A 23,659-nucleotide genomic window follows, 5' to 3' on the forward strand; every position below is an offset into this window, starting at 1 on the left:
GTCGGTTCATCACCGTAAAGCTCCCCACCGTGGGAGCTAACGGCGAAAACCAAGCCATGCACCCCTGGGCAGCCTCGTTGAAGCAGGAACTTAGCACTGAATCTGCCTATGTGTAGGTTTGTGTAAGTCTAAGAGAACGGTCAGCGGCGTCGTGCGCCACCACAGCAGGGCGGCGCCGACCAGTACGCCTAGGCCGAGCACCCACGGCCATCCTTTTCGCATCATTTGGTCATGTCACTGGTCTTGCCCGTGAACGTCGCGCAGCGACGCTGTGCGGACCAGCGAGCCCTCCCCCAGGCGGGAGGCCGCGTCATGACCGACGCCGCTCAGCGCGAAGGCCTCACTCGCCCGTGGGCCCGTGCGGATCGGCCGCCCCAGGCGTCTGCGCGTCACCCGCGGCCGGCTCCGCGACATAGGTGAGCTGCCCCCGCGGCACCTGTTCCTCCAGCCACTCGCGCCACACCGCCAGCAGCACGGCGATGACGATGGGGCCCAGGAAGAGCCCCAAGAGGCCAAAGGCACCGATGCCGCCCAGGACCGCGAACAGTACCAGCAGGTAGGGGATGCGGGTGGAACTGCTGATCAGCATGGGGCGCAGCACGTTGTCGATCTGACTCACCACCAGGGCGCCCCAGAGGGCCAGCCCGAGGCCAGCCCAGGTGTGGCCGCTGGCGACCAGCCAGATACTCACGGCCCCCCACACCAGGGGGGTGCCGAAGGGGATCAGGGCCAGGATCGCGGTCAGCACGCCCAGCAGGACCGGGGCCTGGACCTCGGTCGCCCAATAGCCGAGCCCGGCCAGGGCACCCTGCGCCAGCGCGGTCAGCACCAGGCCATAGAGGACCGCCCGGGTGGTGCTGCCGATGGCGAACAGATAGGCCCCGGAGCGGGCGCCGATCAGGCCGTAGAGCAGGCGCCGGACCTGGTCCAGCAGGGACTCGCCGTCGCGGTAAAAGAAGAAGGCGGTGAACAGGGCGAAGATGAACTTGAAGGCCGTGGCCCCGATGTTGCCCAGGATGTCGAGTGACCCATCCACCCAGGGCTTGCCCAACTGCGCCACCTCCTTGCGCAGGGTCGCGGGGTCCTCGGCGGAGAGTGCGAGCACGCGCTCCACCTCGTCCCCCAGCCAGGGGATGCGGGCGATGGCGGGCGGCACCGCGTCCGGCCCGCTCAGGAGGACCTCGACCGCGCGGTTATAGGCGGCCGGTACCTCAGCGCGCAGCATGGAGACCATGGAAAGGAGCGGCAGCGCGAAGGTCAGGGTCAGGAAGAGGGTCATCGCCAGCGCGCTGAGATTGACCAGGCCACCGAAGAGGTCGCGCAGGCGGCGGTAGATGGGCCAGGTGACATAGACCAGGATGGCGGCCCAGGCGACCGGGACCAGGAACAGGCTCAAGACCCGGTAGCTCAGGAACAGCAGCGCGGCGAGGAAGAGTCCGAGTGCGATGCGAGCGCCCAGGATATTGGTGAAGTTGGTTTTTTTCATTTCGGCTTGGTGCGGGACGGGGCTTTGCGGGCGGCAGGAAGTGGGGCGCGCGGGGGCGACCTTGTGCATGATACTCGCCGCGCTGGCGCCCGGTCTTCCCGGTTGGGTGCGATCTAGACTGATGTGGTCGCGGGAACGCCGTAGGATGGGCAAAGCCCGCGCGCGACGGTCCGGATCGGTCGGGGCGTCGCTCGGGCGTGCCCATCCGGGCCGCGTCGCGGTCTGGAGGATGGGCACGCTGCGCTTTGCCCATCCTGCAATCGCGTTGTCGTTGTCGTAATCGTAATCGTAATCGTAATCGGAGAAGCGGCGCAATTTGGGGTGCGAGAGAATTCGGGGCAGTCCGATAATCTCGATTACGACAACGACAACGACAACGACAACGGCGCTCAAAGCACTCGCTAATGGACTTGTTTAACTTAATTAGTGAGTCGATCCTAATGCCCCAGCCGGGAGGTGCGGGTGAGGGCGGAGAAGCGCACCCCCTTGAGTCCGCCGATTTCCAGGCTCAGGCGCTCGATCTGCGTCGGCAGACCGCGCAGGATGATGGTCTCCAGACAGTTGTGGTGGTCGATGTGGACGTGGGTGCTGGCCACGACATGGACGTACTCTTGGTGCTGGACCTCGAGAATGTGCTGGGTCAGTTCCCGCTGATGGTGGTCGTAGACGATGGTGAGGACGCCGGCAACTTCCTCGTCGCCGCGCTCCCAGGCATCCTCCACCAGCCGCTCGCGAATCAGGTCGCGCACCAGTTCGGAGCGGGAGGCGTAGCCCTTGCCGACCACGCGGCGGTCCAGTTCGTCGAGCAGCGGGCGGGGCAGGGAGACGCTGAAGCGGATGGTGTCATCGGGGGTGGACATGGGGTTTTGCGGATGCAGATTTATTTGCGTTCATTTGCGGCCAGATACTCTTTCCGGGAACGGTTCACTGGAGTGCCATCTTCGTTGTGGTTAAGTTTAGAACCACCCGCCGCGCCGGAAACGCCACAGCATATACCCGGCGATCGACAGGCAGACGCTCCAGAACACGGCGTAGCTGTAGTCCCAGTGGTTTTCCGGGATGTGCATGTTCATGCCGTAGACCCCGGCGAGGAAGGTCAGGGGGATGAAGATGGTCCCGATGATGGTCAGCACCTTCATGATCTCGTTGGTGCGGTTGGAGAGCATGGACACATGCATGTCCGCCACGTCGGAGGCGATCTCCCGGTAGGTCTCGATCAGGTCGATGATCTGGACGCAGTGGTCATAGACGTCGCGAAAATAGGTCTGGGTGACCTCCGAGAGGCACTCATGCCGCTCGCGTTGGAGATCGGAGATGAGTTCGCGCATGGGCCAGGCGACCCGGCGCAGCAGGATCAGACCGCGCTTGATCCGGTGGATGGAGTGCAGGGTCTGGGGTTCGGACTGATCGATGGCCGCCTCCTCCGCCTCCTCCAGGTGCTGTGAGGCGTCTTCCAGGATCGGGTAGATGCCGTCCACGATGGTGTCCAGGATGGCGTAGAGCAGGAAGCTCGCGTCATTCTGGCGCAACCGCGAGTGTGGGCCCTCGACGCGGCGGCGCACCGTCTCGATGGCCGGGCAGGCGCTCGACTGGAAGCTCAGGAGCGTGTGGCGCCCGAGGAAGAAGTTGACCTGCTCGGCGTGCAGGTCGCCCTCGCGCAGGATCACGCGCCGCGCCACCACGAACAGCCGTCCGGGCAGGTCCCCGGAGCCCGGGTAGTCGTCGACCTTGGGCCGATGCTGACCGTCGAGCACGTCCTCGATGGCCAGCGGGTGCAACTGGTACTTCTCCGCCAGGGCGCGGATGGTGTCGTTGTCCCCGAGCCCCTCGACATGGATCCAGCGCACCGCGGACCAGTCCGGCCGGTGCACGGCGAGGAAGGCGGCCATGTCCGCCACCTGCTGGACCTCCCAGCGGTCCGGGGCATAGTCAGTGCAGGTGATCTGCGCCGCGCCCGCGCCCGGGGCCTGGACCAGTTCGTGGTACTCGATCCCCGCGGGGGCGCCCGGCGGGCGCCGGTGCAGCCGCGGCAGCTTCGCCTTGGGCGTCACCAGCGGGCGGCGGCGCCGGGCGTGCTTGGGGGCGGCCGGGTGCGGGTAGACCGCGGTGGTCTTGGTGGGCGCGGCCGTGGTGTCGGTTGCGGCTCGCGCAGGCGCTGCGGCATCGGGATCAGGATGCGGCGGCGCGGCGGCGGGACGCGTCAAGGTCTCGGACGGTTGGGGGTCCTGCATGGCCTGGTTCCAGAGGTCGACGGTATCCCACTATCGGGCGGCGATGGGCCCGTGGCAAGGGCGCTATCGCGGGACCCGGCCCTGACGGGGGGCCAGGTCTGACGTTGTAAGAAATTTCGTCCTTTTTATCTTGACAGTGTTCGCGCCGTGCACCACTCTCTCAAGAGTCCAAAGGCTGCCTGCGGGTACTCTGATGCACGACGGATTGTTTCGGATCGCTGGTATGACCCCGGCCCAGAAGCGGTGGGTGACTGTCCATGCGAGAACTTGAACGCCTCGCTCCGGTGGAACTCGGGCGTCGGCTCAAAGCCGCGCGCAATGCTGCCCGTGTGACCCAGGATCAGGCGGCAGAGCGAATCGGCGCGGTACGCACGACGATCGTGGCGATCGAGCGCGGCGACCGGCGCCTGAGCGCCGAGGATCTGCTCGGTCTGTGCGACCTCTATCAGACGTCGCCCGGCGGACTCCTGCGTCCGGACGCCATCCATGTGGATTTGGCGGTGCAATTGCGTCGTCTACCCGCCGTGGGGGCAGACCAGGACGCGGTGGACGTGTCGCGCGTCCTGCATACCCTGGCGGCACGTTATGTCGAGTTGGAACGGAAACTGGGCCGACCCCTGGAGCCCGCCTACCCGCCGGTGTGGCGTTTGGCGCGTGGGCAGGTCCAGGAACAGGCCGAGGACGCAGCGATGGACCTGCGCGGTCGCCTCGGCATCGGCCATTTACCGATTCCGGACCTGTTGGGGCTGATCGAGACCGAATTGCGAATTCGGCTCTTTATCGTGCCTTTGCCCTCGTCGGTGTCCGGGGCCTATGCCTATCATGAGGCCCTGGATGCCTGCATCCTGGTCAACGCAAATCACGCGCTGACGCGGCAGGCTTGGACGGCCGCCCATGAGTTGGGGCACTTCCAGACCGATCGACGCAACGGGGAAGTTCTGCTGGAGCAAGGGGGGGGCGAAAAGGGGGAAGGCGTTGCCGATGACCATTTTGCCAAGCTGTTTGCGGGGGCCTTCCTGATGCCCGCCGCTGCGGTACGCGCGCGGTACCGGGACCTGTGCGAGGGGCAGGGGAAGTTTTCCCCCCGCAGCCTGGTCTATCTGGCCCGCTCCTTTTATGTCGCACCCGAGGCCATGGCGCGGCGTCTGGAGCAACTGCGGTTGTTCAAGAAGGGGACCTTCGACGCCCTGCGTACCTCCGGGTTCGACGGCTCCGCCATTCGTCGCATCCTGGGGGACGCAACTGTGCCGTCGCCACCCCGGTTTCTGCCTCGCTATACCCTGATCGCCGTGGAAGCCTACGAGCAGGAGTTGATCTCGGAGGGTGAGTTGGCGCAGATGCTGCGCATTGGCCGCATCGAGACCCGTGAGATCGTCGCGTCCCTGGCCGACCTCTGGGAGCCGCTTGACGAGGTGCGTCTTGCCCATGGCTGAGGGGAGGCAGACGCTGGTCCTGGACGCGAGTGTCTTGATCAATTTCCTTGGCAGCGAATGCGTCGAGGTCATTTTGGGGTCGCTGTCCGACCGGGTCCTGATGGCAGAGCGGACCTTCAACGAGGTCTTGAGGGACCCGAGTGGGCGCATGCCGGCAGCGGCGCAACGACGGGCCTTGGTCGACCGGGGGCTGATCATCGTCGCCCCCCTCGATCATGTCGGGAACCAGTGGTTTCTTGATCTGGTATCGGAGCCGGATGCGCTTGACGACGGCGAGGCCGCCGCCGTGGCGCTGGCGCTGGTCAGCGACGCTGTGCCCGTGTTGGACGAGCGCAGGGCGCGGCGGGTCGTGCGCGAGCGCTTTGCCGAGCGCGCGCTGGAGAGCAGCGCGGGCCTCTTTCGCCGCTTGAGCGAAAGCGGGCGTCTGCCGCCGGAGGTCCTGCGTGATGCGCTGTTTCGTGCCCTGCAGAACGCGCGCATGGCGGTGGTCCCTGAGGAATTGGACTGGGTGGTTCGGACGCTGGGGACGGACCTGGCGTCGCGGTGTCCGTCCCTGGCCCGCAGAGGCCGGGGCTGAGCGGGCCGCAGGTGCCGGGGCGAGCGGGACCGGTCCACTCGCGCTGCTCGGTGGCGGGCCGCACTCCTTGCGCGCCTTGTTTGGTCCTTTTGCTATCCCCCCATCCGGGTTAGCATCCGTCGGCCACCACCCCACCGAACCAGACCAGAGGTATCCCCATGGCCCCAGAGACCCTAGCCGACCGCCAGTTCATGGACCGGGCGATCGAGACCTTCATCCGCCTCGCCCTGATCGCGATGCTGGCCGCCTGGTGCTTCGATATCGTACGGCCCTTCATCGTGCCCTCCCTGTGGGGCCTGATCATCGCCATCGGTCTGCACCCGCTCCATGCGCGGCTCCACGCGGCCTTGGGCGGCCGGCCCGCGCTCGCGGCGATCCTGCTGTCCCTGCTGACCTTCGCGGCCCTGATGGTCCCGGCGGCCTTGCTCAGCGGCTCCGTGCTGGACGGCGCCCATATACTGATGCGCGATTATGAGGAGGGGATGCTGGCGGTCCCGCTGCCGCCCGACTGGGTGGCGGGTCTGCCGCTCGTGGGCCAGTCCATCGACGGCTTTTGGCGCGATGCCTCCGACAACCTGGCGGACGCCCTGCGCCGCGCCCTGCCGGAGATCAAGATGGCCCTGCACTGGTTGGGCGGGGTCGCGGCGGGGGCCGGGGTGGGCATCCTGCAATTCGTCTTCGCCATCGCCATTGCCGGGGTGCTGCTCGCGCACGAGGGCGCCGGGCGCCGGGCGGCCCTGACCTTCGCCCGGCGGCTCGCCGGGGTCCGGGGGGTGGAGTTCGCGGAACTGGCGACGGCGACCGTGCGCAGTGTCACCCGGGGCATCCTGGGGGTGGCCATGATCCAGGCGATCCTGGCGGGGCTCGGCTGGCTGGCGGCCGGGATCCCGGTGGCGGGGCTCTGGGCGATCCTGGCCCTGCTGCTGAGCGTGGTGCAGGTCGGCATCTTTCCGCTGGCCATCCCCATCCTCATCTATTGCTTCTTCACCGCCAGTACCCTGACCTTCGTGCTCCTGCTGATCTGGACCCTGCTCGTGGGCAGTATCGATAATGTCCTGAAACCCATCCTGCTGGGTCGCGGGGTGGAGGTGCCGATGGCGGTGATCTTTGTCGGGGCCATCGGCGGCTTTCTCGGCGCGGGCATCATCGGGCTCTTCGTCGGCGCCGTGGTGCTGGTGCTGGGCTACAAGCTGTTCGTCGCCTGGCTCGATGAGCGGCCGGAGCCGGCGGCGGTGACATCCGTGGACCCGGTGCCCTGAGGCGGCGTCGTTGTCGTTGTCGTTGTCGTAATCGTAATCGTAATCGTAATCGGAGAAGCGCTACCAAGATATTTAGACAGGATTAACAAGATTTACAAGATGTTATTCGTTTTCAATCTTGTTAATCCTGTCAAAAAATTTTGGGACCGGCTCAGGGTCGCGGCCGGAACCATGATCAAGGCCGATAACCTCGATTACGACAACGACAACGACAACCGCGCTAAGAACATTCCCTAATGGACTTGTTTCAGCCCCGTGAGGTTACACCCGTGAAACGTCGTTCCATCCTCGCGCTCGGTGCGCTGGCCGCCGTGACGCGGGTCCTCCCGGTCGCTGCGCAATCGGTGGTGATGATCGGCGGGCCCATGGCGGGCAGCGTCTTTTTTACCCGCGACGATCCGGGCCTGTGGGCGAGCGAGGTCGACCGGCACCTGCCGGAGATCAAGACCGAGGCGGCGCCCGGGTCGACCACGTCCGTCAGCATCCGCACGCCCCACCCGATGGACGGCTTCAAGCACTACATCCTGAAGCACAAGCTCCTGGACGCGCGCTTCCGGCTCCTGAGCCAGAAGACCTTCAATCCGGAGCGCGACCAGCCGTTCTCGCGCCACGTCCTGCCCGCCGGTTACCGCGGCCCGGTCTATGCGGTGAGCATCTGCAATGTGCACGACACCTGGATCGAGGGCGTGATGATCGGGGGGGAGGGGGACCTACCCTGAGGTCGTAACAGGCCAGCTTCTTCACCCCTGCCAAGGCTGAAGCCGCCTGCCGTCGAAGTGGAAGGTGAGGAAGTCACCGCGGCCCGGGTCGCGGTCCCAGATGACCCCGAGCACCAGGTCGAGCGGTTCGCGGAAGTAGGTGCCGCCGCTCTCGTGCTCGCTGTCGAGGATCGGCTGATCCAGCACGGCGACGACCACCGCGGGGGAGCCGTAGCGGGGCACGCGCCGGTTCTTGAGCCCAGGCTTCCAGGTCACCAGGTCGCCGGGGACGAAGCGCTGTGGTGTCATGAGCAGCGCGAAGCGCTCGCGCAGTGCCGCCCCCAGGTCGCCCTCCAGATCGTCGAGCGCGGCCTCCTCACGCAGTTCGGCCGCGTCCTCCTCGTTCAGGCCGATGCGGCTCATCAATTCACGCGAGGACAGCAGGCGGTCTTCTTTGCGGGGCATGGGTCATGGCTCCGGTTGGGTGAAGGGAGGCGCCATTGGACCACAGCAATCCGTCAGCCCTTGTCCGATCGAGGGCCTTATACTTAGCCCCATGTGCGACACCTTCCACCGCCGTCACGAGCGGCTGCGCCGTCTCGAGTCCCTGCTGCCGGCCCCCGGCGCGGCGCACGCCGACTGTCCGGACGGGGCGCGGTTGCTGCTGATGATGGCCGATTCCTATGGCGAGGGCGGCGAGGACGCGCGGCGGCGGGCGCTGCTGCGCGACCTGGCGACCCTGATCAAGGACGAGCGCATCGAGGCGGTCAATCCGGGCGGCAAGCCGCTGCGCTTCCGGCGCCGCGGCGAGGACCCACGGGAGGACGACGAGATCTGGAAATACGCCTTGGAGCAGATCCGCGGTCTGATCGCCGAGGCGGTACCGGAGCGACGACTCGACCGGCTCTGGAAGCGCCTGCTGGACCAGTACGGCGGGCCTCTGCTCGACGAACAGCGGCTGCGTTTGGTCCCGGACACCCTGCGGCTCAAGCCGGTCGAATTGTCCGAACCCGTGCTTCGGGCGGTGATCGTTGCGCTCGCCCAGCGCTGCGCCCTGCGGGTGCTCTACGAGGATGCCGAGGGGGAGCGCGGCCAGGCCGAGTTGCATCCGCAGGCACTGGTGCAGCGCGGCCCCATCCCCTATCTGTTCGCGCTGAAGAACGACGAGAGCGCACCGGTCCGCCTCTATGCCCTGCATCGGATGATCAGTGCAGAGGCCCTACCGGATACCCCGGCCCGGCCCGTGCCCGGGTTCAATCTGGATCAGGCCATCGCCCAGGGCAAGGCCGATTTCGGCCAGGGGACCCTGATCGATCTCGAACTGCGCGTGCGCGGCTATCTGGCGCCGCTGCTCGAGGTCTGTCCGCTCAGCGATGGGCAGTGTCTGGAGCCCGAGCCCGCGGGCTCGGCATTCATCCTGCGCGTCAGTGCGCGCCTGCCCTCCACCGGCCAACTGCTGCGCTGGCTGCTCGGCGCCGGCGACAACCTCGAGGTCGTCGCCCCCGCCGGGCTGCGCCGGGTGGTGGCGGTGCAGGCGGGGAAGATGGCGGCGATCTACGCGGAAGACTGAGCGGGCGGCGCCCAGCCCTCGCCTGGGATGATCGCCGCCTCGGCTTGCAGACCTTGCGGCCAACCCGCGTAGCCGGCGCGGATGCCCGCAGGGCGATTCGCCATTGCGTCGGTACCTAAGCGGCGTTCCGCGCTACGCGGGCTGCAATATCCGTCAAATAACTGATGCAGCGAAACACACCATATAAATGCTCCGAAGATCTATGTACGCTCTTTGCTCCACTTCGTTCATGCGTCGAATATTACGGCCCAGCCGTACAGCGGTAGGACTGTACTGCACCGGAGTCATTCCTATTGGGACCAGATTATTGCCATTAGGTGTCGTTTGACGTTCATAGTAGGGTGCCTTATCCGCTGGACTGTAATTACCGAGGGTGCCGTTCAATAATGGATTGAGTGGCATGATGTTGCCGATCCTTCCGCAAAAGGTTTGGTACTCCGCGATGTGATTGAAGCCGAAGGCATGCAATGCGGCCTGATTCGGAGCATTTGGATTTGGATCGAAAAAGTTGCGCGCAAAAATATGTTCAACGCTGTGAGTGTCGGGCGGCCAATATTTTCCTTGTCTAGCGTCTTGGTGCAACGCGATCTTGTAGCGGAGCGACCTGGGTGATACGTCCCCCGCTTGCATCAGTGTACTCAGGTACCTGATGCGTGAAGAGTTATTTTGCAGGTAGGGCGCCCAGCTAATAAATGACTGGTCCACTGCTTTCGCCGCTGCCTCTGGATCCACTGCTGCCGCTGGAGGTGCTGCCGCTGGAGCAAAGGCTTGATTCCATGCCGTGCGAAAGGCAACCCTTTTGATGCCGCAAGCATCCACCATCACTGCTAGTTCAAGAAAATTGACTTGCCGGGCATCTTGTCGTCCAAGAGCAATTATCTTACGTCTAACCAGTCGGTAACACGCCCTCAAAAGCCGCGGTAGATTCGGCTGGTTCAACAGTTGCAGTTGCGTACTAAGATAGGAGGAGAAGTCAATATTACTAACAAGCGGGATTTCTGCCAAGCGTAGCACAAGATCTGCAGCGGTCAGATTGTGCATAGCTAGAAATTTCATGACGATTGCCAGCGTCCGGTGTGTTAGGGGCCATTGCAGTAATGCCAGTCGATAAGTGCCTTTCAGAGCGTTGTCTTGCAGCCCTTGGACTAGCGTGTCGTTCGCGTTGGAAATTTGAGCAATATCATGCAAAAAAGTATCGAGATTGTCTGGTGTTAGGTTGCCGGCGCTCGCTTGGTTCGCGAGCACATCTTCAAAGCAGGTATCGGCGCCCCAATCAACAACTTCCCTGGGTACTCCTACAATTCCCTGAACCCGAAATAGCGTAGCTATTTGAACGGCGGTGTCATCGGTTAACAAGCTATCAGGCTGCTCAAGCGATCGATAAAGGATGCCGAAAGCTGTATGCACTTGGAATGGATCTCGTTGGTTCCTCAGCAAGTCCAGATACATGCAGTGTGCCTTCAATTTTTCCAAAATTGTCAGCTTTTTACCGCGGTCGTTAAGGGTGAGGAATGATCCCAGCGCAAACTCTGGGTCAAGACAGACGCCCAAGGTCTTGAGATTTAACAGAAGGAATGCTCTAAGTGCGGGCATGTTGCCAATGGCCGCTGCGCGTTCATTGGCTGTAGCAAATGCTTGTTGGATGCGTATTGCCGCCGCGTTGTTCTGTGGTGCAGCAATGTTTGGCAGATGGAGCCCGATACGTACCTGAGTATCTTCAGCTTGGCTGCCCGCGATCAATTTGGGATAGACTTGTCCTCCAATCGTGATCGAGGATGTCAAAGGAACATCGAACGCTCTGAACACGGCCAATGTTGAGGTTAGTCGCTGCTGCCCATCGACAACCAGATAAACCGATACTGGAATGCCGTGTTCATTGACGAGCGCGCCAGCGCCGGGGCTGATATTCGGCCGAATATGATTATCAGAATACATATTTAATAGCTCTATATGTCTTGGAATCGCTGGATCGATCTTTATCAGGTGCATCGGCGAAAGATAGTGAATCCGCGCGGCATCGCACGCCTCAGCGATATCCGAGATGAAGATGGAAACGTGTCTCTCCTCCCAGCGAAACGGGCGCTGAAAGGTTGGCACGATGAACAAGTTATTGCCTTGGAGCAGATCATAGATGGGGCAGAAAATGTTCTGAAAAATCATGGATGACTTTCCTGGCAAAATGATTAATGCGCTAAGATGGCGACCGCCTCTGCGCCGGCGGCCGCAAGAACGGCCGCCGGGTCCCGTTTCAACTCGGAGAGACTGGCCGAGCAGCCCGAAAGTACGCGTTTCATCTGGGGTCTCCGAATGTCTGGCTGGAATTATCACCGTGATTCGGTGCCTTGGGTCGTATATCGGTGTAAGTTTGATTGCGGTTGTCTTTAGCGGGGATTGGGAAGCACCACGCAGAACCGCCAACGCTGCGGGTTCGGCGTTCAGTCGAACGGCCTTGGCACCGCTCGCACCTTGGGCGTCATCCTGGCACAGGATCTTGTGCTTTGACAAATCGCAAGAATGCTGATGGCCGGCAGGGCGGCCGGTTACCCTAAATCCGGCAATGGATCACGCCAAGGCGCCAAGCTCGCCAAGAAAGACAAGGGGGATGCGTTCAATGTCTAGATCACCTGCCGGGTGCATTGCCGAGGACCGATAACATACTGAAACACTTGGCGAGCTTGGCGCCTTGGCATGAGAACTGCGTTTTCCAGGTTCCCCAACCCTCCCCCACAAAGGGGGAGGGAGCAGGGGGGCAAGCCTAGCACCCCATTCCATCTTATCTTGCGCACCGACCCCAACGGGGTCGAACATACCAGCCCAGGGCAACGCCCTGGGATAGCGCCGGTTAATCGGCTTAGCCCTGAAAGGGCGTGACATAAGGCGTTCCGCCGTTATGTCACGCCCTTTCAGGGCTGGGCTGAAATATGCCGTCAACCCAGGGCTTTGCCCTGGGCTGATATGTCACGCCCCTGCGGGGCTTGGGCGGGTCGCAAGATCAGGGTGGAATGGAGTACTAGGCCATTCCCGCCTCCTCCTGCTGCCGCTTGAGTCGGCACTCCGCCGCCAGCCGGCGCAGGAACTGCTCGGGGGTCAGGTCCTCGCCCAGCAGGGCACGCTGACGGCAGACGGTGGCGAAGTCGCCGGGCGCCAGTCCATCGAGCACGGCCAGGGCGCGTGCCAGGTCCGGGGCGACCGGGGCCTCCTGATCCCCGAGGGCCTCGCGGGCGAAGAGTGCCTGGCGCTGGACCGGCGTCAGGGCGCGGAAGTGCAGCTTGAAGTCGAACCGGCGCAGGGCCGCGGCGTCGAGGCCGCTCATGAGGTTGGTGGCGGCGACGAAGATGCCCGGGTAGCGCTCCATCTGTTGCAGCAGTTCGTTGACCTGGGTGCGCTCCCACTGGTGGCGCGCCCGGCGGCGCTCGGCCAGGAAGCTGTCGACCTCGTCGAGGAGCAGCACCGTGTGCAGTGGGTCGCTGTCGCGAAAGAGCCGGGCCAGGTTCTGTTCCGTCTCCCCGACATAGGGGGACACCAGGTCGGAGGCCGCCCGCGCGATCAATTCGCGGTCCAGGGCCTCGGCCAGCACCTCGGCGAAGGCGGTCTTGCCGGTCCCGGGCGGACCGTAGAAGCAGAGGCTGCCGCGCCCGCGCCGGTGCAGGGCCTGGACGATGGCGCTCGGCGTGACCTCGCCGGTCAGGTTCAGGAAGGCGACATCGAAGGCGGTCGCCGCCGGTCGACTCCGGGGCGCGGGCGCGCCGTGCAGCAGGGTGCGCATGGCCGCCACGCCCTCGCGCACCGCCTGCCCGGGGTCGGTGCCCGGGCGCAGGTCCAGGAGGCGGCGGGCCGCGCCCAGGGTCGCCGGGGTCAGGGCGGCGTCGGCGGCCAGGTCGTCGAGCAGGTCGCGCGGCAGGCCGCATTCGCCCAGGTGCCGTTCGGCCATCTGGCGGCGCACCGAGCGCGGCGGCGTGGGGCAGGCGACCGGCAACAGGAAGCGCCGCAGGAAGGCGGGGTCCATGGCCGCGGTGCTGTTGGTGATCCAGATCGCCGGGACCGGGTTTTCCTCGAGGATCTCGTTCATCTGGGCCTTGTTCCTGCCAGTCGTCTGGCCGAGCAGGAGGCTGTGCAGGTTGTTGCTGGACTCGACCACGTCCTCTACCTCGTCGAAGATCAGGAGCGCGTCGCGCCGCTGCTCCAGCAGCCGCTGGGCCAACACATAGGCGGCGAGCCGCCCGCCGCGCCCCAGTCTGTCGCCCTGGTCCTCGGTACCGCGCACCTGATAGGCCCGCAGCCCGCCCGCCGCCGCCAGGGCGCGGGCGAACTGGGTCTTGCCCGTGCCCGGGGCGCCGTAGAGGAGCGCATTGATGCCGGCCGCCCCGGTCCTCGCCGCCTGGACCAGGACCGTGCCCAGTTGGGCCGCGGCCGTGGCCAGGTGCGGGAAGTCGCCCGGGGTCCAGGCCGCCGGGGGCGCCGGCTCGACCAGCATCGCCAGCAGGTGGTCGACGGTAATGGGCGCGGTGTCTAGGACCTCGCACAGGAGGCCGCTCGGCCTAACGAAGTCTTCGAGGTCGCTCTGTTCCTCACAGTCCGCAAGTCCCAGGGCGCGCAGTTGCGCAGACCCTGCCAACACGGCGTGCAGGGCCGACGCCTCGGCCCCCAAGAGCGCGGCCAGACGGGCGCGGTTGATCCGGGCGCCGGTGCGCTCGCACTGGCGCAGCAGCGTGCGCAGCGGGTCCGACACCTGGTGCAGATCCAGGTAATCGAGCACCCGCCCCTCGAGCATCTCCAGCCCCAGGCCCTCGACCAGCACCATGACAGTCGGGTTTAGCGGGTCCTCGCCGTCAGCAGCGGCCAAGCGCCTCGCGACCCCGACCGGGAGGTGGCGCAGGAACTCCCGCTGGCGCTCACGCAGGCCGCCAGGCTCCTCATCCAGCCCGTCTTCCAGTCCCGCCGGCAAGGCGTCATGATCGTCCGGGTCGGTCGGGTCCGGGGCGGCGCCAAGGCCCGCCGACCAGCGGACCAGGGCGTCCGGATCGAATAGAGGGCGCAGCAGATTCCAGGCCGCCGGGACGAAGGCGCGGTCCCGGCGGCCCTTCAGCAGTTCCGGCGCACCGCGGCAGAGTTGCACGGCATAGCGCGCCTGGCGCCGCTGCGTGGCTGGGATCCCGGTGAAGTCATGGCGCCAGAGGGTGCGTGCCTTGGACATGGGGAAATCTCCGGTGTGGTCTGGTGTCGAGACGATGAAGGTCTTGCGGCCGCCCGCGTGGGCTGGTGGCTGGACGGGCTGGCCTTCCCGCGCGCTTCAGGCGGCGGCGCAGAGCATTAAGGGGCCTATTAGACCAGGGGGATGCGTCAGCCTATGTCGGATAGGACCGGCGGGGTGGCGGCGACGCCGAGATCGCGGCCGGGGCTTTCCGGTCGGGGCAAGCGACTCAGACCGGCTCGCGGTGCCAGGTCCCCTCGCGATGGACCAGGACCTCGCCATGGGTGGTGCTCCACTCGGCAAGGACCGAACGGCGCACCTGTCGGGTGCCCAGCACCAGGTCATGGTCCGCCGGGCGGTGGGTATGCCCGTGGATCAGGTGGGCGGCACCAAAGCGCCTGAGGTAGTCGGTGACGGCGCCCGGATCGGCATCCATGATGGCCTCGCTCTTGTCGGTCTTGGCCGCACCGCTCTGCCGCCGGTAACCCTCGGCGAGGGCCCGGCGCGCCGCCAATGACTTCCATAAAAACAGGCGTTTCACCAGTGGGTTGCGCACCCGGCGACGGAAGCGCTGGTAGTCCAGGTCGGCGGTGCAGAGCAGGTCTCCGTGCATCAGCAGAGTCGGGACACCGGCAAACCTGGTGAGGGTCGGGTCCCGCCCGAGTGTGCAGCCGGTGTCGCGGCAAAAGGCGCGCCCGAGCAGAAAATCCCGGTTGCCGGGCAGGAGCGTACAGGCGGTGCCGGCACTGGTGAGGCCGCGCAACCCGGCCCGGATCGCCTGATAGGGCGCGCTGTCGTCGTCGTCGCCGATCCAGGCGTCGAACAGGTCGCCCAGGATGTAGAGGTGCCTCGCCCGGCGTGCCCGGCCGTCCAGAAACTCAAGGAACAGGCGGATCCTCTCCGGGCGCCCCGATGCCAGGTGCAGGTCGGAGATGAACAGGGTCTCCCCGCGGTCGGCCGCCCCCGCGGGGTGGCGTGGTGGCGGCCCGGCCGCGTCGCCCCGGCGGGTCCGGATCACGGCGCGCCCCCGGCCTAGCCGGCGAGGACCTTGGCGTGTTCGATCAGCACGTTCTCCTCGGGTACGTCCTGGTGGCCGTGGTGACCGCCGGTCTTGACCGCCTTGATGGCGTTGACGGTGTCCATCCCATCGACGACCCGGCCAAAGACGCAGTAGCCCCAGCCATCCTGCCCCGGGTGGTCCAAGAAGCTGTTGTCCGCAACATTGATGAAGAACTGTGAACTGGCCGAGTGCGGGTCCATGGTGCGGGCCATGGCGACGGTGCCGCTCAGGTTTTTGAGTCCGTTGGCGGCCTCGTTCTGGATCGGGGCGCGCGTCGGCTTGGGCAGGAAGTGCTCGGTCACGCCGCCGCCCTGGATCATGAAGCCATTGATGACCCGATGGAACAGGGTGCCGTCGTAGTGACCATCGCGCACATACTGCTCAAAGTTGGCGCAGGTGAGCGGGGCCCGCTCGTGGTCCAGTTCAATCAGGATGGGGCCGTAGTTGGTGCTGAGCTTGATCATGGGGTCTCCAGTGGCGTCCCGGGGCCCGCAGGGGGCCGGTCCGCCGGACCTGCGGTTGGCATGGCGCCCATGTTACGGGCTTTGCCGGGGCCCGCAAAGCCGGGCGGGGCCCGGCGACGGGGCGGATTCTTCGCGTGCGCCCGGAATCGGCTTTGTTACCATGATGGGCTTAAGACCGTCCTGACCCTTGGGACCACTTGGCACCGCGGCTCCCCCGGGTCCCGGGTGCGGACCGAACCTTCTACCCGGAATGCGTTGCGATGCTTGAGATCTATAACAGCCTGACCCGTGAGAAGGCGCCCTTCACCCCGCTCGTGCCCGGCCAGGTCGGGATCTATGTCTGCGGCATGACCGTCTACGACCTCTGCCACCTGGGCCACGCCCGCGTCATGGTGGTCTTCGATGTGGCCTACCGCTATCTGCGCCACCTGGGCTACCAGGTCAACTATGTCCGCAACATCACGGACATCGACGACAAGATCCTGCGCCGCGCCCAGGAGCGGGGCGAGCCCTTCACGGCGCTGACCGAGCGCTTCATCGCTGCCATGCACGAGGATGCGGCCGCCCTGGGCTGCCTGGCGCCCACCGCCGAGCCCCGCGCCACGGCCCACATCCCCGAGATCCTGGCGATGATCGGGACCCTGATCGGCCGCGGCCTGGCTTACGCCGCGGACAACGGCGATGTCTACTACTCCGTCGGCGCCTTCCCCGGCTATGGCAAACTCTCCGGCAAGGACCCGGCGGACCTGCGGGCCGGGGCGCGGGTGGAGGTGGACGAGGCCAAGCGTGACCCGCTCGACTTCGTCCTGTGGAAGGCCGCCAAGCCCGGCGAGCCCTCCTGGGACTCGCCCTGGGGGGCGGGCCGCCCCGGCTGGCACATCGAGTGCTCCGCCATGTCGACCTGCTGCCTGGGCAATCACTTCGACCTGCACGGCGGCGGTGCGGACCTGCAGTTCCCCCACCACGAGAACGAGATCGCCCAATCCGAGGGGGCCAGCGGCGAGCCCTTCGTCAATGTCTGGATGCACAACGGCTTCGTGCGGGTGAACGAGGAGAAGATGGCCAAATCAACGGGCAACTTCTTCACCGTGCGCGAGATCCTGGAGCGTTACCGGCCCGAGGAGGTGCGTTATTTCATTCTCACCAGCCACTACCGCAGCCCGCTCAATTACGATGACGAGCACCTCAATAATGCCCGCGCCGCCCTGACCCGTCTCTACATGGCACTGCGCGGCCTGCCGGCCGCCGCGCCGGCGGGCGGGGAGAGCTTCAGGGAACGCTTCACGGCCGCCATGGATGACGACTTCAACACCCCGGTGGCGCTGGCCGTGCTCTTTGACCTGGTGCGCGAGATCAATCGGGTGCGGCTTCAGGACGAGGCCGCCGCGGCGGGGCTGGGGGCGGAATTGCGTTCATTGGGCGGGGTGCTGGGCATCGTCCAAGGGGACGCAGAGGCCTACCTGCGGGGCTGCGCGGGTGCGGATGCGGGGGAGGGTGCGCTGACTGACGCGCGCATCGAGGACCTGGTTGCCGAGCGTATCGCCGCGCGCAAGGCCAAACAGTGGGGGGCGGCCGATCGTATCCGCGACGATCTGGCCGCCGTCGGCATCGTTCTGGAGGACGCGCAGGGCGGTACCACCTGGCGGCGGGGCTGAGCCCAAAGGAGTCCAAGGCTCAAGCCCTGGACTCCGGCGCGCCGTGAAAGTCCCGCAGCGACGCTGTGGGAGCGGCTTCAGCCGCGACGGGCCGCGCGGGGCCGCTCGAGTCTCGCTCGGACCTCGACCGGCTGAAGCCTCGACCTCCGGTCATCAATCCCGGGCGGGACCTTCTCCTCGTTTCCTCGTTATCAGGCCGACATTCGGTACCAGCAATCCAGCCCGGACCCGGTGCGTCCGCGGCCCCCGCGCACCGTCGGCATGGCAGTCTGCGTCGGCACTTGTCCGTACCCAACGTATGGCTTAAGCTCAGGGTCCAACGTCCGCAAGATCGAGTGCCTGCCATGATCGACCCGCTGTCACCGCTTCCCGCCGCGGCGCCTCCCGCCAATGATCAGACCCTGTTGGACCTGCGGCTCAGCGATGCCGTCCCCGGGACGGTGGCGGTGGACCCGGTGGTGCAGGCATTGCGGGCCCTGGGCCTGACCGCCGCCGCCCTCGACCCGCTGGCGGCGGTGTTGCTGCAACTCCTGCGGGAGTCGCGCGAACGCGAGGTCTTTGCCGATGATCCGCCGGTGGTGCAGGTGACGCTGCGCCTGACCGGGCGGCAGGTCATGGTGCGGGTGAGCGACCAGCGCATGCCGCAATGGGGCGCGGGCGGCACGGCCTGCCGTTCCGACCAGTTGGTGCGCGAGTCGCGGCTGGACGGGTTCCGGCGGGGCGAACAGGGCAACCAGGGCAACTGGACCGAGTGCGTCCTGAACCTGCCCGCGCGGGCCGGTGAGGGCACGCCGGACCTCGAACCCGCGGCGTCGGCATCGGCATCGGGCCAGGTCCTGCCGGACATCGCGACCCTTGTACTGCGCGCGCTGCGCGCCGACGATGCCGAGGCACTGGTGCGGCTCATCTATCGGGTCTATGGCTATAGCTATGCAATCCCGGAGTTTTATTCCCCAGAGGCGGTGCGACAGGCCCTGCAGGCGGGCAGCCTGAGCGGTATCGTGGCGATCACTGACGCGGGCGAGGTGGTGGGCCATGTCGCCGTCATCCCCGATGCCCCCTACCTTACGGCGGAGGTCGGCCGCCTGGCGGTGGACCCCCGCTACCGGGGGCAAAAACTGGCGTCGCGGCTCGTCGAGCAGGCGCTCCAGCAGGGGGCTCGGGCTGGCCTACCGGTGCTCTGGGGCGAATGCGTGGCCAACCATCCCGCCTCCCAGCGCGCCTTTCTCGCCGCGGGCGGCGTCGAGGTGGGCCTGCTGCTGGATGCCTTCCCCACATGGCGGTCATCTTTCTCGATATCCCGCTCGCCGATCCCGGCGCCGGTCATGCCATCGCACTGGCCTACGAGCACGGTTTCATTTGGGGCGCACTCTTCCCCTGCGCCCGCGCCGACGGCGACGTGCTGCGCCTCCAGTGGCTCGACCATCGGGTCGTCGATGCGCACGACATCCAGTGCGCCTCCGCACATGGCCAGGCGCTGAAGCAGTGGGTGCTGGGCGAGCAGGAGCGATGGTTTTCCGGTTCATGAGGCCGTCAGCCACAGGGAGGGCGCCCGGGCCTGCCGAACCGGGACGGGGCCTCCCCAGCCGCTGCGGGCCAGCCCTGCTGGCGGTCGCGCTTGCCGGCGGTACGGCAGGCTGCGCCCTCGACACCCGATCACCGCTGATCGGCCTCTCGGTGACCCTCACGGCACCGATCGCCATACCGGCCCAACAGGCGCACGCCGTCCTGCAGGACGGCCGGCTTGCCAACGCCAGCAACAGGCTCAACCCCTGGTGCGAGTTGGAGGTGCGGACCGTCTCGGGTGCTGAACCGCGGATGATCACGCGCGGGTACTTCCACGTCAGCCGGGTCTCCAGCCGCCTGCTCCTGGACCCGACGACCCGCATCCCGGTCATCGTCGGCGCGACCAGTTGTTCGGACCCCCTGTTTCAGGAAGGGGTCTGGTGGCTGTCCTCCACCGAGCCCAGCGACGTCATGTACCTTCGCTGCATCGCCCCCTACTACCACTGCGCCTTCGGCCCGCCGCTGTCCCCGGCCCAGGTCCAGCAGCAAGTCGGCCCCTACTTGACGATCCGCCCGGATCATCCGCGACCGGCCGCGCCTTTGAGCGATCCCCAGGACCATGGGCAAGGCCGTCGACCTGGCGCCGACGCCCAAGTTCGGGATGCTCAAGGCCCCGGCTGACACGGCTGGCCCCTGAGCTTCGCGGATTGCTTCTCTTGCGCGCCCGCGGGCCTTGCTCCTGGCCGTGGGGCGATTTACCATCACCGCATACCACAACACCGCTTCCGGGGATTGTCATGGGTACCATGTCGGTTCGCTCGACCTACGCCCTTGACACCGAGACCGCCCAACTGATCAGGCAACTGGCTGCGATCTGGGGTGTTTCGCAAGCTGAAGTCATCCGCCGTTCGGTACGCATCGCAGTCGCGGCCAAGGAGCCCGCGGCCCCAACGCCGGCTGAGGTGGTGGAGCACTACCGTACTCACGCGATACCCAGGGACAGGGAGGAGACGGAGCGACTCATCGCCGAGTTGCGGGCGCAGCGCCAAGAGGACGATTTGCTGCGGACCTGCCGGCACGGATGATCCATCTCGACACCAACGCACTGATTGCACTGCCACTCTGGGCCAAGGAAGGGCACCCCGTCATCCAGCGTATCGCCGCGGGAGAAGCCGCCGGTGTCTCCGCCGTCGTGTGGTATGAGTTCCTGATTGGCCCGATCCTCGAGGCTGAGGTTTCACTGGCCCACGCCTTTATCCGCGGGAACATCATTGCACTCGATATGGTCGACGCGCGACTTGCCGCCGACCTTTACAACCACGCCGGTCGTCGCCGAACCTTGAAAACGGATGCGCTGATTGCGGCTATGGCCATTCGCGCCAGGGCGTTGTTCTTGACCCTCAATACGGACGACTTTCTGCCGTTCCTGCCCTATGGCTTGGTGCTCGCGCAGGAGTGAGCGAAGCCTCCTCTCGTGACACCGCTCCAGAGATTGTGAAAGTATTCATATCGTATACGCTCTGGGGCGTGCCACCGCGTGCCTGGCGGCGCCTGGCGCCGCCCGGTTTCGTCGCGGGCGACCAGCGCGGACGCGATCGACTGGCCGTCAAAATCCGTCTCTGAGGCTGCTATTTGATAGAAAACAGAAGCCTATCGATGATCTCGCCATTGCTGCCTAGGCGGGCAGCAGGCGGTTGGACAAACGCTGGGCGCAGTAATCCCGGAACGCCTGCACACCGAGGATGTGGATCTGCGTATTCCACGCCAAATTGGACACTGATTCCACGGCAAACTGGACACCCAGTCCAGCGCAAACTGGACAGTGATTCCAGCGCAAACTGGACACCGGTTCCAGGACAAGTTGGACACCTGAGATAGCGAGACGGCGTGCGGGATAACCGTGCACCCTGGGTTTTTCCCCCAGAGGTGCTGTTCGTGAACACGAGGTTATCCATGCGCAAGATTGAAGAAGTCCTGCGGCTGCACTATGAGTGCGGTCGCTCCAACCGGGAGATCGCCCGCACCGTGCAGGTCTCCCCCTCCACGGTCGCCGATTACCTGCGACGCGCCCGGTTGGCCGGGCTCACTTGGCCGCTGACGGACGGTCTGACTGAGCGAGCCGTGGACGCGGCGTTGTTTCCGGTTCAGCCGGCCTCCGGGGTCAAACGTCCGGAACCGGAGTGGGCCGCGGTGCATCGGCAACTGGGTCGCGCGGGCGTCACCTTGGACCTGCTGTGGCAGGAATACCGGGAGTTGCGCGCCGACGGCTACCAGTACAGCGCCTTCTGCGAGCACTACCGGGCCTTCGCCCACGCCCTGCCGGTGACCCTGCGCCAGAGCCACGCGCCTGGCGAGCGGCTGTTCGTCGACTACAGTGGTCAGACGGTGCCCGTGATCGACCCCGCCACCGGCGAGGAGCGTCAGGCCCAGGTCTTCGTCGCCGTGCTCGGGGCATCGAGCTACACGTACGTGGAGGCGACGCGGACCCAGGGCCTGGGCGATTGGATCGGCTCGCACGTGCGCTGCCTGGAGTTCCTGGGCGGCGTGCCCGGGCTGCTGGTCCCGGACAACCTCAAAAGCGGGGTTACCCATCCCTCGTTCTACGAGCCCGACCTCAACCCCAGCTACCAGGAGTTGGCGACCCACTACGGCCTGGCGATCCTGCCGGCACGGGTGCGCAAGCCGCGTGACAAGGCCAAGGTCGAGGCCGGGGTGCTGCTCGCGCAACGCTGGATCCTGGCCCGCTTGCGCCATCACCGGTTCTTCAGCCTGGCGGAGGTCAATGGTGCGATCCGCCCGTTGCTGGAGGACCTCAACGCGCGCCCATTCAAGAAGCTTCCCGGCTCGCGCAAGAGTGTCTTCGAGACGGTGGATCGTCCCGCCCTTAAACCCTTGCCGTTGATCCGTCACGAGTTCGCCGAGTGGAAGGTGGCCCGGGTCGGCATCGACTATCACGTCGAACTGGAGCGCCACTACTACTCGGTGCCCTACCAGTATGCCCGGGCGCAGGTGGACCTGCGTTTCACCGTCAGCACCGTGGAGGTCTTCACCAAAGGGGAGCGCATCGCCAGCCATCTGCGTAGCGCGTTGCCGGGTCACCACACCACCGTGGCCGCCCATCTGGCACCCGCGCACCAGCAGGTGGCCGGCTGGAATGCCCAGCGCTTTCTGGACTGGGCGGCCACGGTCGGCCCACAGACCCAGGCCGCCATCGCGCACGTGCTCCAGGCCCGCACCCATCCCCAGCAGGGCTATCGCACCGCGCTGGGCATCCTGCGCCTGGCCAAGGTGTATGACCCCGCGCGGCTGGAAGCCGGGTGCCGACGGGCCATCCAGATCAATGCCGTGACCTATCGCAGCATCGCCTCGCTGCTCAAGCACGGCCTCGAACAGCCGGCCGCCACCCCGGCCCAGGCCAGCCTGCCCGCCGACCACGCCAATGTGCGTGGGTCCGCCTATTACCACTGAGAGGACCGACCATGCTCAATCATCCGACCCACGAACGGTTGGTCCAACTGCGCCTCCTCGGCATGGCCCAGGCGCTCACCGAGCAGACCCACCTGCCGGAGACCCAGGCCATGACCTTCGAGGAACGCCTCGGCCTCTTGGTCGACCGCGAGGTCACCGCGCGCCACCAGCGCCAGACCAGCAGCCGGTTGCGCCGCGCCCGGCTCAAGCAAGCCGCGGTGGCCGAGGACATTGACTACCGTCACCCCCGCGGCCTGGACCGCGTCGTGTTTCGGCGCCTGCTGACCGGTGACTGGATCCGTGGCCACCAGACGGTGCTGATCACCGGCCCCACCGGGGTCGGCAAGACCTACTTGGCGTGCGCCCTGGCCAATGCCGCCTGTCGGCAGGGCTATACGGCGCGCTACGAGCGCCTGCCACGGCTGTTGGAGGAACTCACCATCGCCCACGCCGACGGGCGCTTCATCAAGCTCATGCTGGCCCTGGCTAAGGTCGACGTGCTGGTGCTCGACGACTGGGGGCTGGCCATGCTCGACGACGCCCGCCGCCGCGACCTGCTGGAACTCTTGGACGAGCGCTACCAGACCCGCGCCACCGTCATCACCAGCCAGTTACCGGTGGCGCACTGGCATGAGGCCCTGGGCGACCCGACGCTCGCCGACGCCATCCTCGACCGACTGGTCCATCACGCCCATCCGCTGCACCTGGCCGGGGAATCCCTGCGCAAGCTCACGCCCGCGGCCACGGTGAGTAGCGCGATCGACGCCAGCCCGCTGGGGCCCACGAACGCCCCAGCGGGCGCACCACCGCGGGTTGGTGAACGGGCTTAAGGGCCCGCGTGGGCGGACTCCGTGTGGACAAAGCGTGAATGTCGCCTAGCGAGCGTGGGGACAAGCCGGGGACAACGCCGCCGGGCCGCTACGCGTCGGCCAGGCCGGTGCCCGGCGTTGTCCCCGGCTTGCCCCCACTCATTCACCCTTTGCCCACACTGCGCCGCAGGGGCCACAGCGCTGGCTGAGAACGCCTGCGGCGCAACAACGATCAATTTTTTCAAGGCGAAA

Annotated in this window: 22 protein-coding genes; 13 read left to right on the forward strand and 9 right to left on the reverse strand. The window is 66.1% G+C overall.

Going from position 1 to position 23,659, the window contains the following annotated elements; genetic code table 11:
• Positions 1–340 precede the first annotated feature (340 nt).
• The 3 genes from QZY48_RS06625 to corA form a co-directional block, all read right to left on the reverse strand.
• The gene (locus QZY48_RS06625; RefSeq protein WP_295429281.1) at positions 341–1,801 is read right to left on the reverse strand and encodes an AI-2E family transporter; all 1,461 of its coding nucleotides are present in this window, start codon (positions 1,799–1,801) and stop codon (positions 341–343) included.
• A gap of 122 nt (positions 1,802–1,923) precedes the next feature.
• Positions 1,924–2,346 (reverse strand): nickel-responsive transcriptional regulator NikR, encoded by a 423-nt coding sequence (nikR, locus tag QZY48_RS06630; RefSeq protein ID WP_295429283.1) that lies wholly within the window; start codon positions 2,344–2,346, stop codon positions 1,924–1,926.
• 96 nt (positions 2,347–2,442) lie between these two features.
• Entirely contained in the window at positions 2,443–3,717 is a 1,275-nt protein-coding gene (gene corA / locus QZY48_RS06635; protein ID WP_295429286.1) for a magnesium/cobalt transporter CorA, read from the reverse strand.
• Positions 3,718–3,974: 257 nt separating this feature from the next.
• Here corA and QZY48_RS06640 point away from each other — a divergent pair, with 257 nt between their 5' ends.
• The 3 genes from QZY48_RS06640 (at position 3,975) to QZY48_RS06650 (ending at position 6,986) form a co-directional block, all read left to right on the forward strand.
• Positions 3,975–5,150, forward strand: coding sequence for an XRE family transcriptional regulator (locus QZY48_RS06640; protein ID WP_295429289.1), 1,176 nt, complete (start codon positions 3,975–3,977; stop codon positions 5,148–5,150).
• A complete protein-coding gene (locus QZY48_RS06645; RefSeq protein WP_295429291.1) occupies positions 5,143–5,727 on the forward strand; it encodes a hypothetical protein in 585 nt (194 codons plus the stop codon). The genes QZY48_RS06640 and QZY48_RS06645 overlap by 8 nt, the downstream gene beginning before the upstream one ends.
• 158 nt (positions 5,728–5,885) lie before the next feature.
• Positions 5,886–6,986, forward strand: coding sequence for an AI-2E family transporter (locus tag QZY48_RS06650; protein ID WP_295429292.1), 1,101 nt, complete (start codon positions 5,886–5,888; stop codon positions 6,984–6,986).
• Here the strand turns inward: QZY48_RS06650 and QZY48_RS06655 are convergent.
• A complete protein-coding gene (locus QZY48_RS06655; protein ID WP_295429295.1) occupies positions 6,911–7,075 on the reverse strand; it encodes a hypothetical protein in 165 nt (54 codons plus the stop codon). The two genes, QZY48_RS06650 and QZY48_RS06655, sit on opposite strands and share 76 nt — an antisense overlap.
• Before the next feature lie 10 nt (positions 7,076–7,085).
• Between QZY48_RS06655 and QZY48_RS06660 the strand changes: the two genes are divergently transcribed.
• Together QZY48_RS06660 and QZY48_RS06665 are read left to right on the forward strand one after the other, a co-directional pair.
• Complete coding sequence (locus QZY48_RS06660) at positions 7,086–7,223, forward strand: hypothetical protein (RefSeq protein ID WP_295429298.1); 138 nt, start codon at positions 7,086–7,088, stop codon at positions 7,221–7,223.
• A 32-nt stretch (positions 7,224–7,255) separates the two neighbouring features.
• A complete protein-coding gene (locus QZY48_RS06665; RefSeq protein ID WP_295429299.1) occupies positions 7,256–7,705 on the forward strand; it encodes a desulfoferrodoxin family protein in 450 nt (149 codons plus the stop codon).
• A gap of 21 nt (positions 7,706–7,726) precedes the next feature.
• Here QZY48_RS06665 and QZY48_RS06670 read toward each other — a convergent pair whose 3' ends face one another.
• Positions 7,727–8,149 (reverse strand): hypothetical protein, encoded by a 423-nt coding sequence (locus tag QZY48_RS06670; RefSeq protein WP_295429302.1) that lies wholly within the window; start codon positions 8,147–8,149, stop codon positions 7,727–7,729.
• 91 nt (positions 8,150–8,240) lie between these two features.
• On the opposite strand from QZY48_RS06670, the gene QZY48_RS06675 reads away from it, so the two are divergent.
• Positions 8,241–9,254 carry a WYL domain-containing protein gene (locus tag QZY48_RS06675; RefSeq protein ID WP_295429305.1) on the forward strand — a complete coding sequence of 338 codons (1,014 nt, stop codon included), beginning with the start codon at positions 8,241–8,243 and terminating at the stop codon, positions 9,252–9,254.
• A 153-nt stretch (positions 9,255–9,407) separates the two neighbouring features.
• Here the strand turns inward: QZY48_RS06675 and QZY48_RS06680 are convergent, their stop codons facing one another.
• The 4 genes from QZY48_RS06680 to QZY48_RS06695 form a co-directional block, all read right to left on the reverse strand.
• A complete protein-coding gene (locus QZY48_RS06680; RefSeq protein WP_295429308.1) occupies positions 9,408–11,414 on the reverse strand; it encodes a DUF262 domain-containing protein in 2,007 nt (668 codons plus the stop codon).
• Positions 11,415–12,264: 850 nt separating this feature from the next.
• The gene (locus QZY48_RS06685; protein ID WP_295429310.1) at positions 12,265–14,448 is read right to left on the reverse strand and encodes an AAA family ATPase; all 2,184 of its coding nucleotides are present in this window, start codon (positions 14,446–14,448) and stop codon (positions 12,265–12,267) included.
• Positions 14,449–14,674: 226 nt separating this feature from the next.
• A complete protein-coding gene (locus QZY48_RS06690) occupies positions 14,675–15,385 on the reverse strand; it encodes a UDP-2,3-diacylglucosamine diphosphatase (protein ID WP_295429334.1) in 711 nt (236 codons plus the stop codon).
• A gap of 92 nt (positions 15,386–15,477) precedes the next feature.
• Positions 15,478–15,969, reverse strand: a complete 492-nt coding sequence (locus QZY48_RS06695; protein ID WP_295429312.1) for a peptidylprolyl isomerase — start codon at positions 15,967–15,969, stop codon at positions 15,478–15,480.
• A gap of 260 nt (positions 15,970–16,229) precedes the next feature.
• On the opposite strand from QZY48_RS06695, the gene cysS reads away from it, so the two are divergent.
• The 7 genes from cysS (at position 16,230) to istB (ending at position 23,428) form a co-directional block, all read left to right on the forward strand.
• Positions 16,230–17,624 (forward strand): cysteine--tRNA ligase, encoded by a 1,395-nt coding sequence (gene cysS, locus QZY48_RS06700; protein WP_295429315.1) that lies wholly within the window; start codon positions 16,230–16,232, stop codon positions 17,622–17,624.
• A 344-nt stretch (positions 17,625–17,968) separates the two neighbouring features.
• Entirely contained in the window at positions 17,969–19,105 is a 1,137-nt protein-coding gene (locus QZY48_RS06705; protein WP_295429319.1) for a GNAT family N-acetyltransferase, read from the forward strand.
• A 196-nt stretch (positions 19,106–19,301) separates the two neighbouring features.
• The gene (locus QZY48_RS06710; protein ID WP_295429321.1) at positions 19,302–19,811 is read left to right on the forward strand and encodes a hypothetical protein; all 510 of its coding nucleotides are present in this window, start codon (positions 19,302–19,304) and stop codon (positions 19,809–19,811) included.
• Between the two features lie 116 nt (positions 19,812–19,927).
• Positions 19,928–20,215 (forward strand): hypothetical protein, encoded by a 288-nt coding sequence (locus QZY48_RS06715; protein ID WP_295429324.1) that lies wholly within the window; start codon positions 19,928–19,930, stop codon positions 20,213–20,215.
• Positions 20,212–20,589, forward strand: a complete 378-nt coding sequence (locus QZY48_RS06720) for a PIN domain-containing protein (RefSeq protein WP_295429327.1) — start codon at positions 20,212–20,214, stop codon at positions 20,587–20,589. The genes QZY48_RS06715 and QZY48_RS06720 overlap by 4 nt, the downstream gene beginning before the upstream one ends.
• A gap of 494 nt (positions 20,590–21,083) precedes the next feature.
• The gene (gene istA, locus QZY48_RS06725) at positions 21,084–22,598 is read left to right on the forward strand and encodes an IS21 family transposase (RefSeq protein ID WP_295429329.1); all 1,515 of its coding nucleotides are present in this window, start codon (positions 21,084–21,086) and stop codon (positions 22,596–22,598) included.
• An 11-nt stretch (positions 22,599–22,609) separates the two neighbouring features.
• A complete protein-coding gene (istB, locus tag QZY48_RS06730; RefSeq protein ID WP_295429332.1) occupies positions 22,610–23,428 on the forward strand; it encodes an IS21-like element helper ATPase IstB in 819 nt (272 codons plus the stop codon).
• Positions 23,429–23,659 lie beyond the last annotated feature (231 nt).

The sequence above is a fragment of the uncultured Thiodictyon sp. genome (assembly GCF_903828115.1).
Lineage (GTDB): Bacteria > Pseudomonadota > Gammaproteobacteria > Chromatiales > Chromatiaceae > Thiodictyon.

Bases quoted from the DNA above. Each gene is read 5' to 3' on its own strand.
- QZY48_RS06680 (WP_295429308.1), bottom strand. From the start codon at position 11,414: ATGATTTTTCAGAACATTTTCTGCCCCATCTATGATCTGCTCCAAGGC.
- QZY48_RS06715 (WP_295429324.1), top strand. From the start codon at position 19,928: ATGGGTACCATGTCGGTTCGCTCGACCTACGCCCTTGACACCGAGACC.
- QZY48_RS06705 (WP_295429319.1), top strand. From the start codon at position 17,969: ATGATCGACCCGCTGTCACCGCTTCCCGCCGCGGCGCCTCCCGCCAAT.
- QZY48_RS06645 (WP_295429291.1), top strand. From the start codon at position 5,143: ATGGCTGAGGGGAGGCAGACGCTGGTCCTGGACGCGAGTGTCTTGATC.
- corA (WP_295429286.1), bottom strand. From the start codon at position 3,717: ATGCAGGACCCCCAACCGTCCGAGACCTTGACGCGTCCCGCCGCCGCG.
- QZY48_RS06675 (WP_295429305.1), top strand. From the start codon at position 8,241: ATGTGCGACACCTTCCACCGCCGTCACGAGCGGCTGCGCCGTCTCGAG.
- istB (WP_295429332.1), top strand. From the start codon at position 22,610: ATGCTCAATCATCCGACCCACGAACGGTTGGTCCAACTGCGCCTCCTC.
- QZY48_RS06640 (WP_295429289.1), top strand. From the start codon at position 3,975: ATGCGAGAACTTGAACGCCTCGCTCCGGTGGAACTCGGGCGTCGGCTC.
- istA (WP_295429329.1), top strand. From the start codon at position 21,084: ATGCGCAAGATTGAAGAAGTCCTGCGGCTGCACTATGAGTGCGGTCGC.
- QZY48_RS06720 (WP_295429327.1), top strand. From the start codon at position 20,212: ATGATCCATCTCGACACCAACGCACTGATTGCACTGCCACTCTGGGCC.
- QZY48_RS06650 (WP_295429292.1), top strand. From the start codon at position 5,886: ATGGCCCCAGAGACCCTAGCCGACCGCCAGTTCATGGACCGGGCGATC.
- QZY48_RS06660 (WP_295429298.1), top strand. From the start codon at position 7,086: ATGTTATTCGTTTTCAATCTTGTTAATCCTGTCAAAAAATTTTGGGAC.
- nikR (WP_295429283.1), bottom strand. From the start codon at position 2,346: ATGTCCACCCCCGATGACACCATCCGCTTCAGCGTCTCCCTGCCCCGC.
- QZY48_RS06695 (WP_295429312.1), bottom strand. From the start codon at position 15,969: ATGATCAAGCTCAGCACCAACTACGGCCCCATCCTGATTGAACTGGAC.
- QZY48_RS06670 (WP_295429302.1), bottom strand. From the start codon at position 8,149: ATGCCCCGCAAAGAAGACCGCCTGCTGTCCTCGCGTGAATTGATGAGC.
- cysS (WP_295429315.1), top strand. From the start codon at position 16,230: ATGCTTGAGATCTATAACAGCCTGACCCGTGAGAAGGCGCCCTTCACC.
- QZY48_RS06685 (WP_295429310.1), bottom strand. From the start codon at position 14,448: ATGTCCAAGGCACGCACCCTCTGGCGCCATGACTTCACCGGGATCCCA.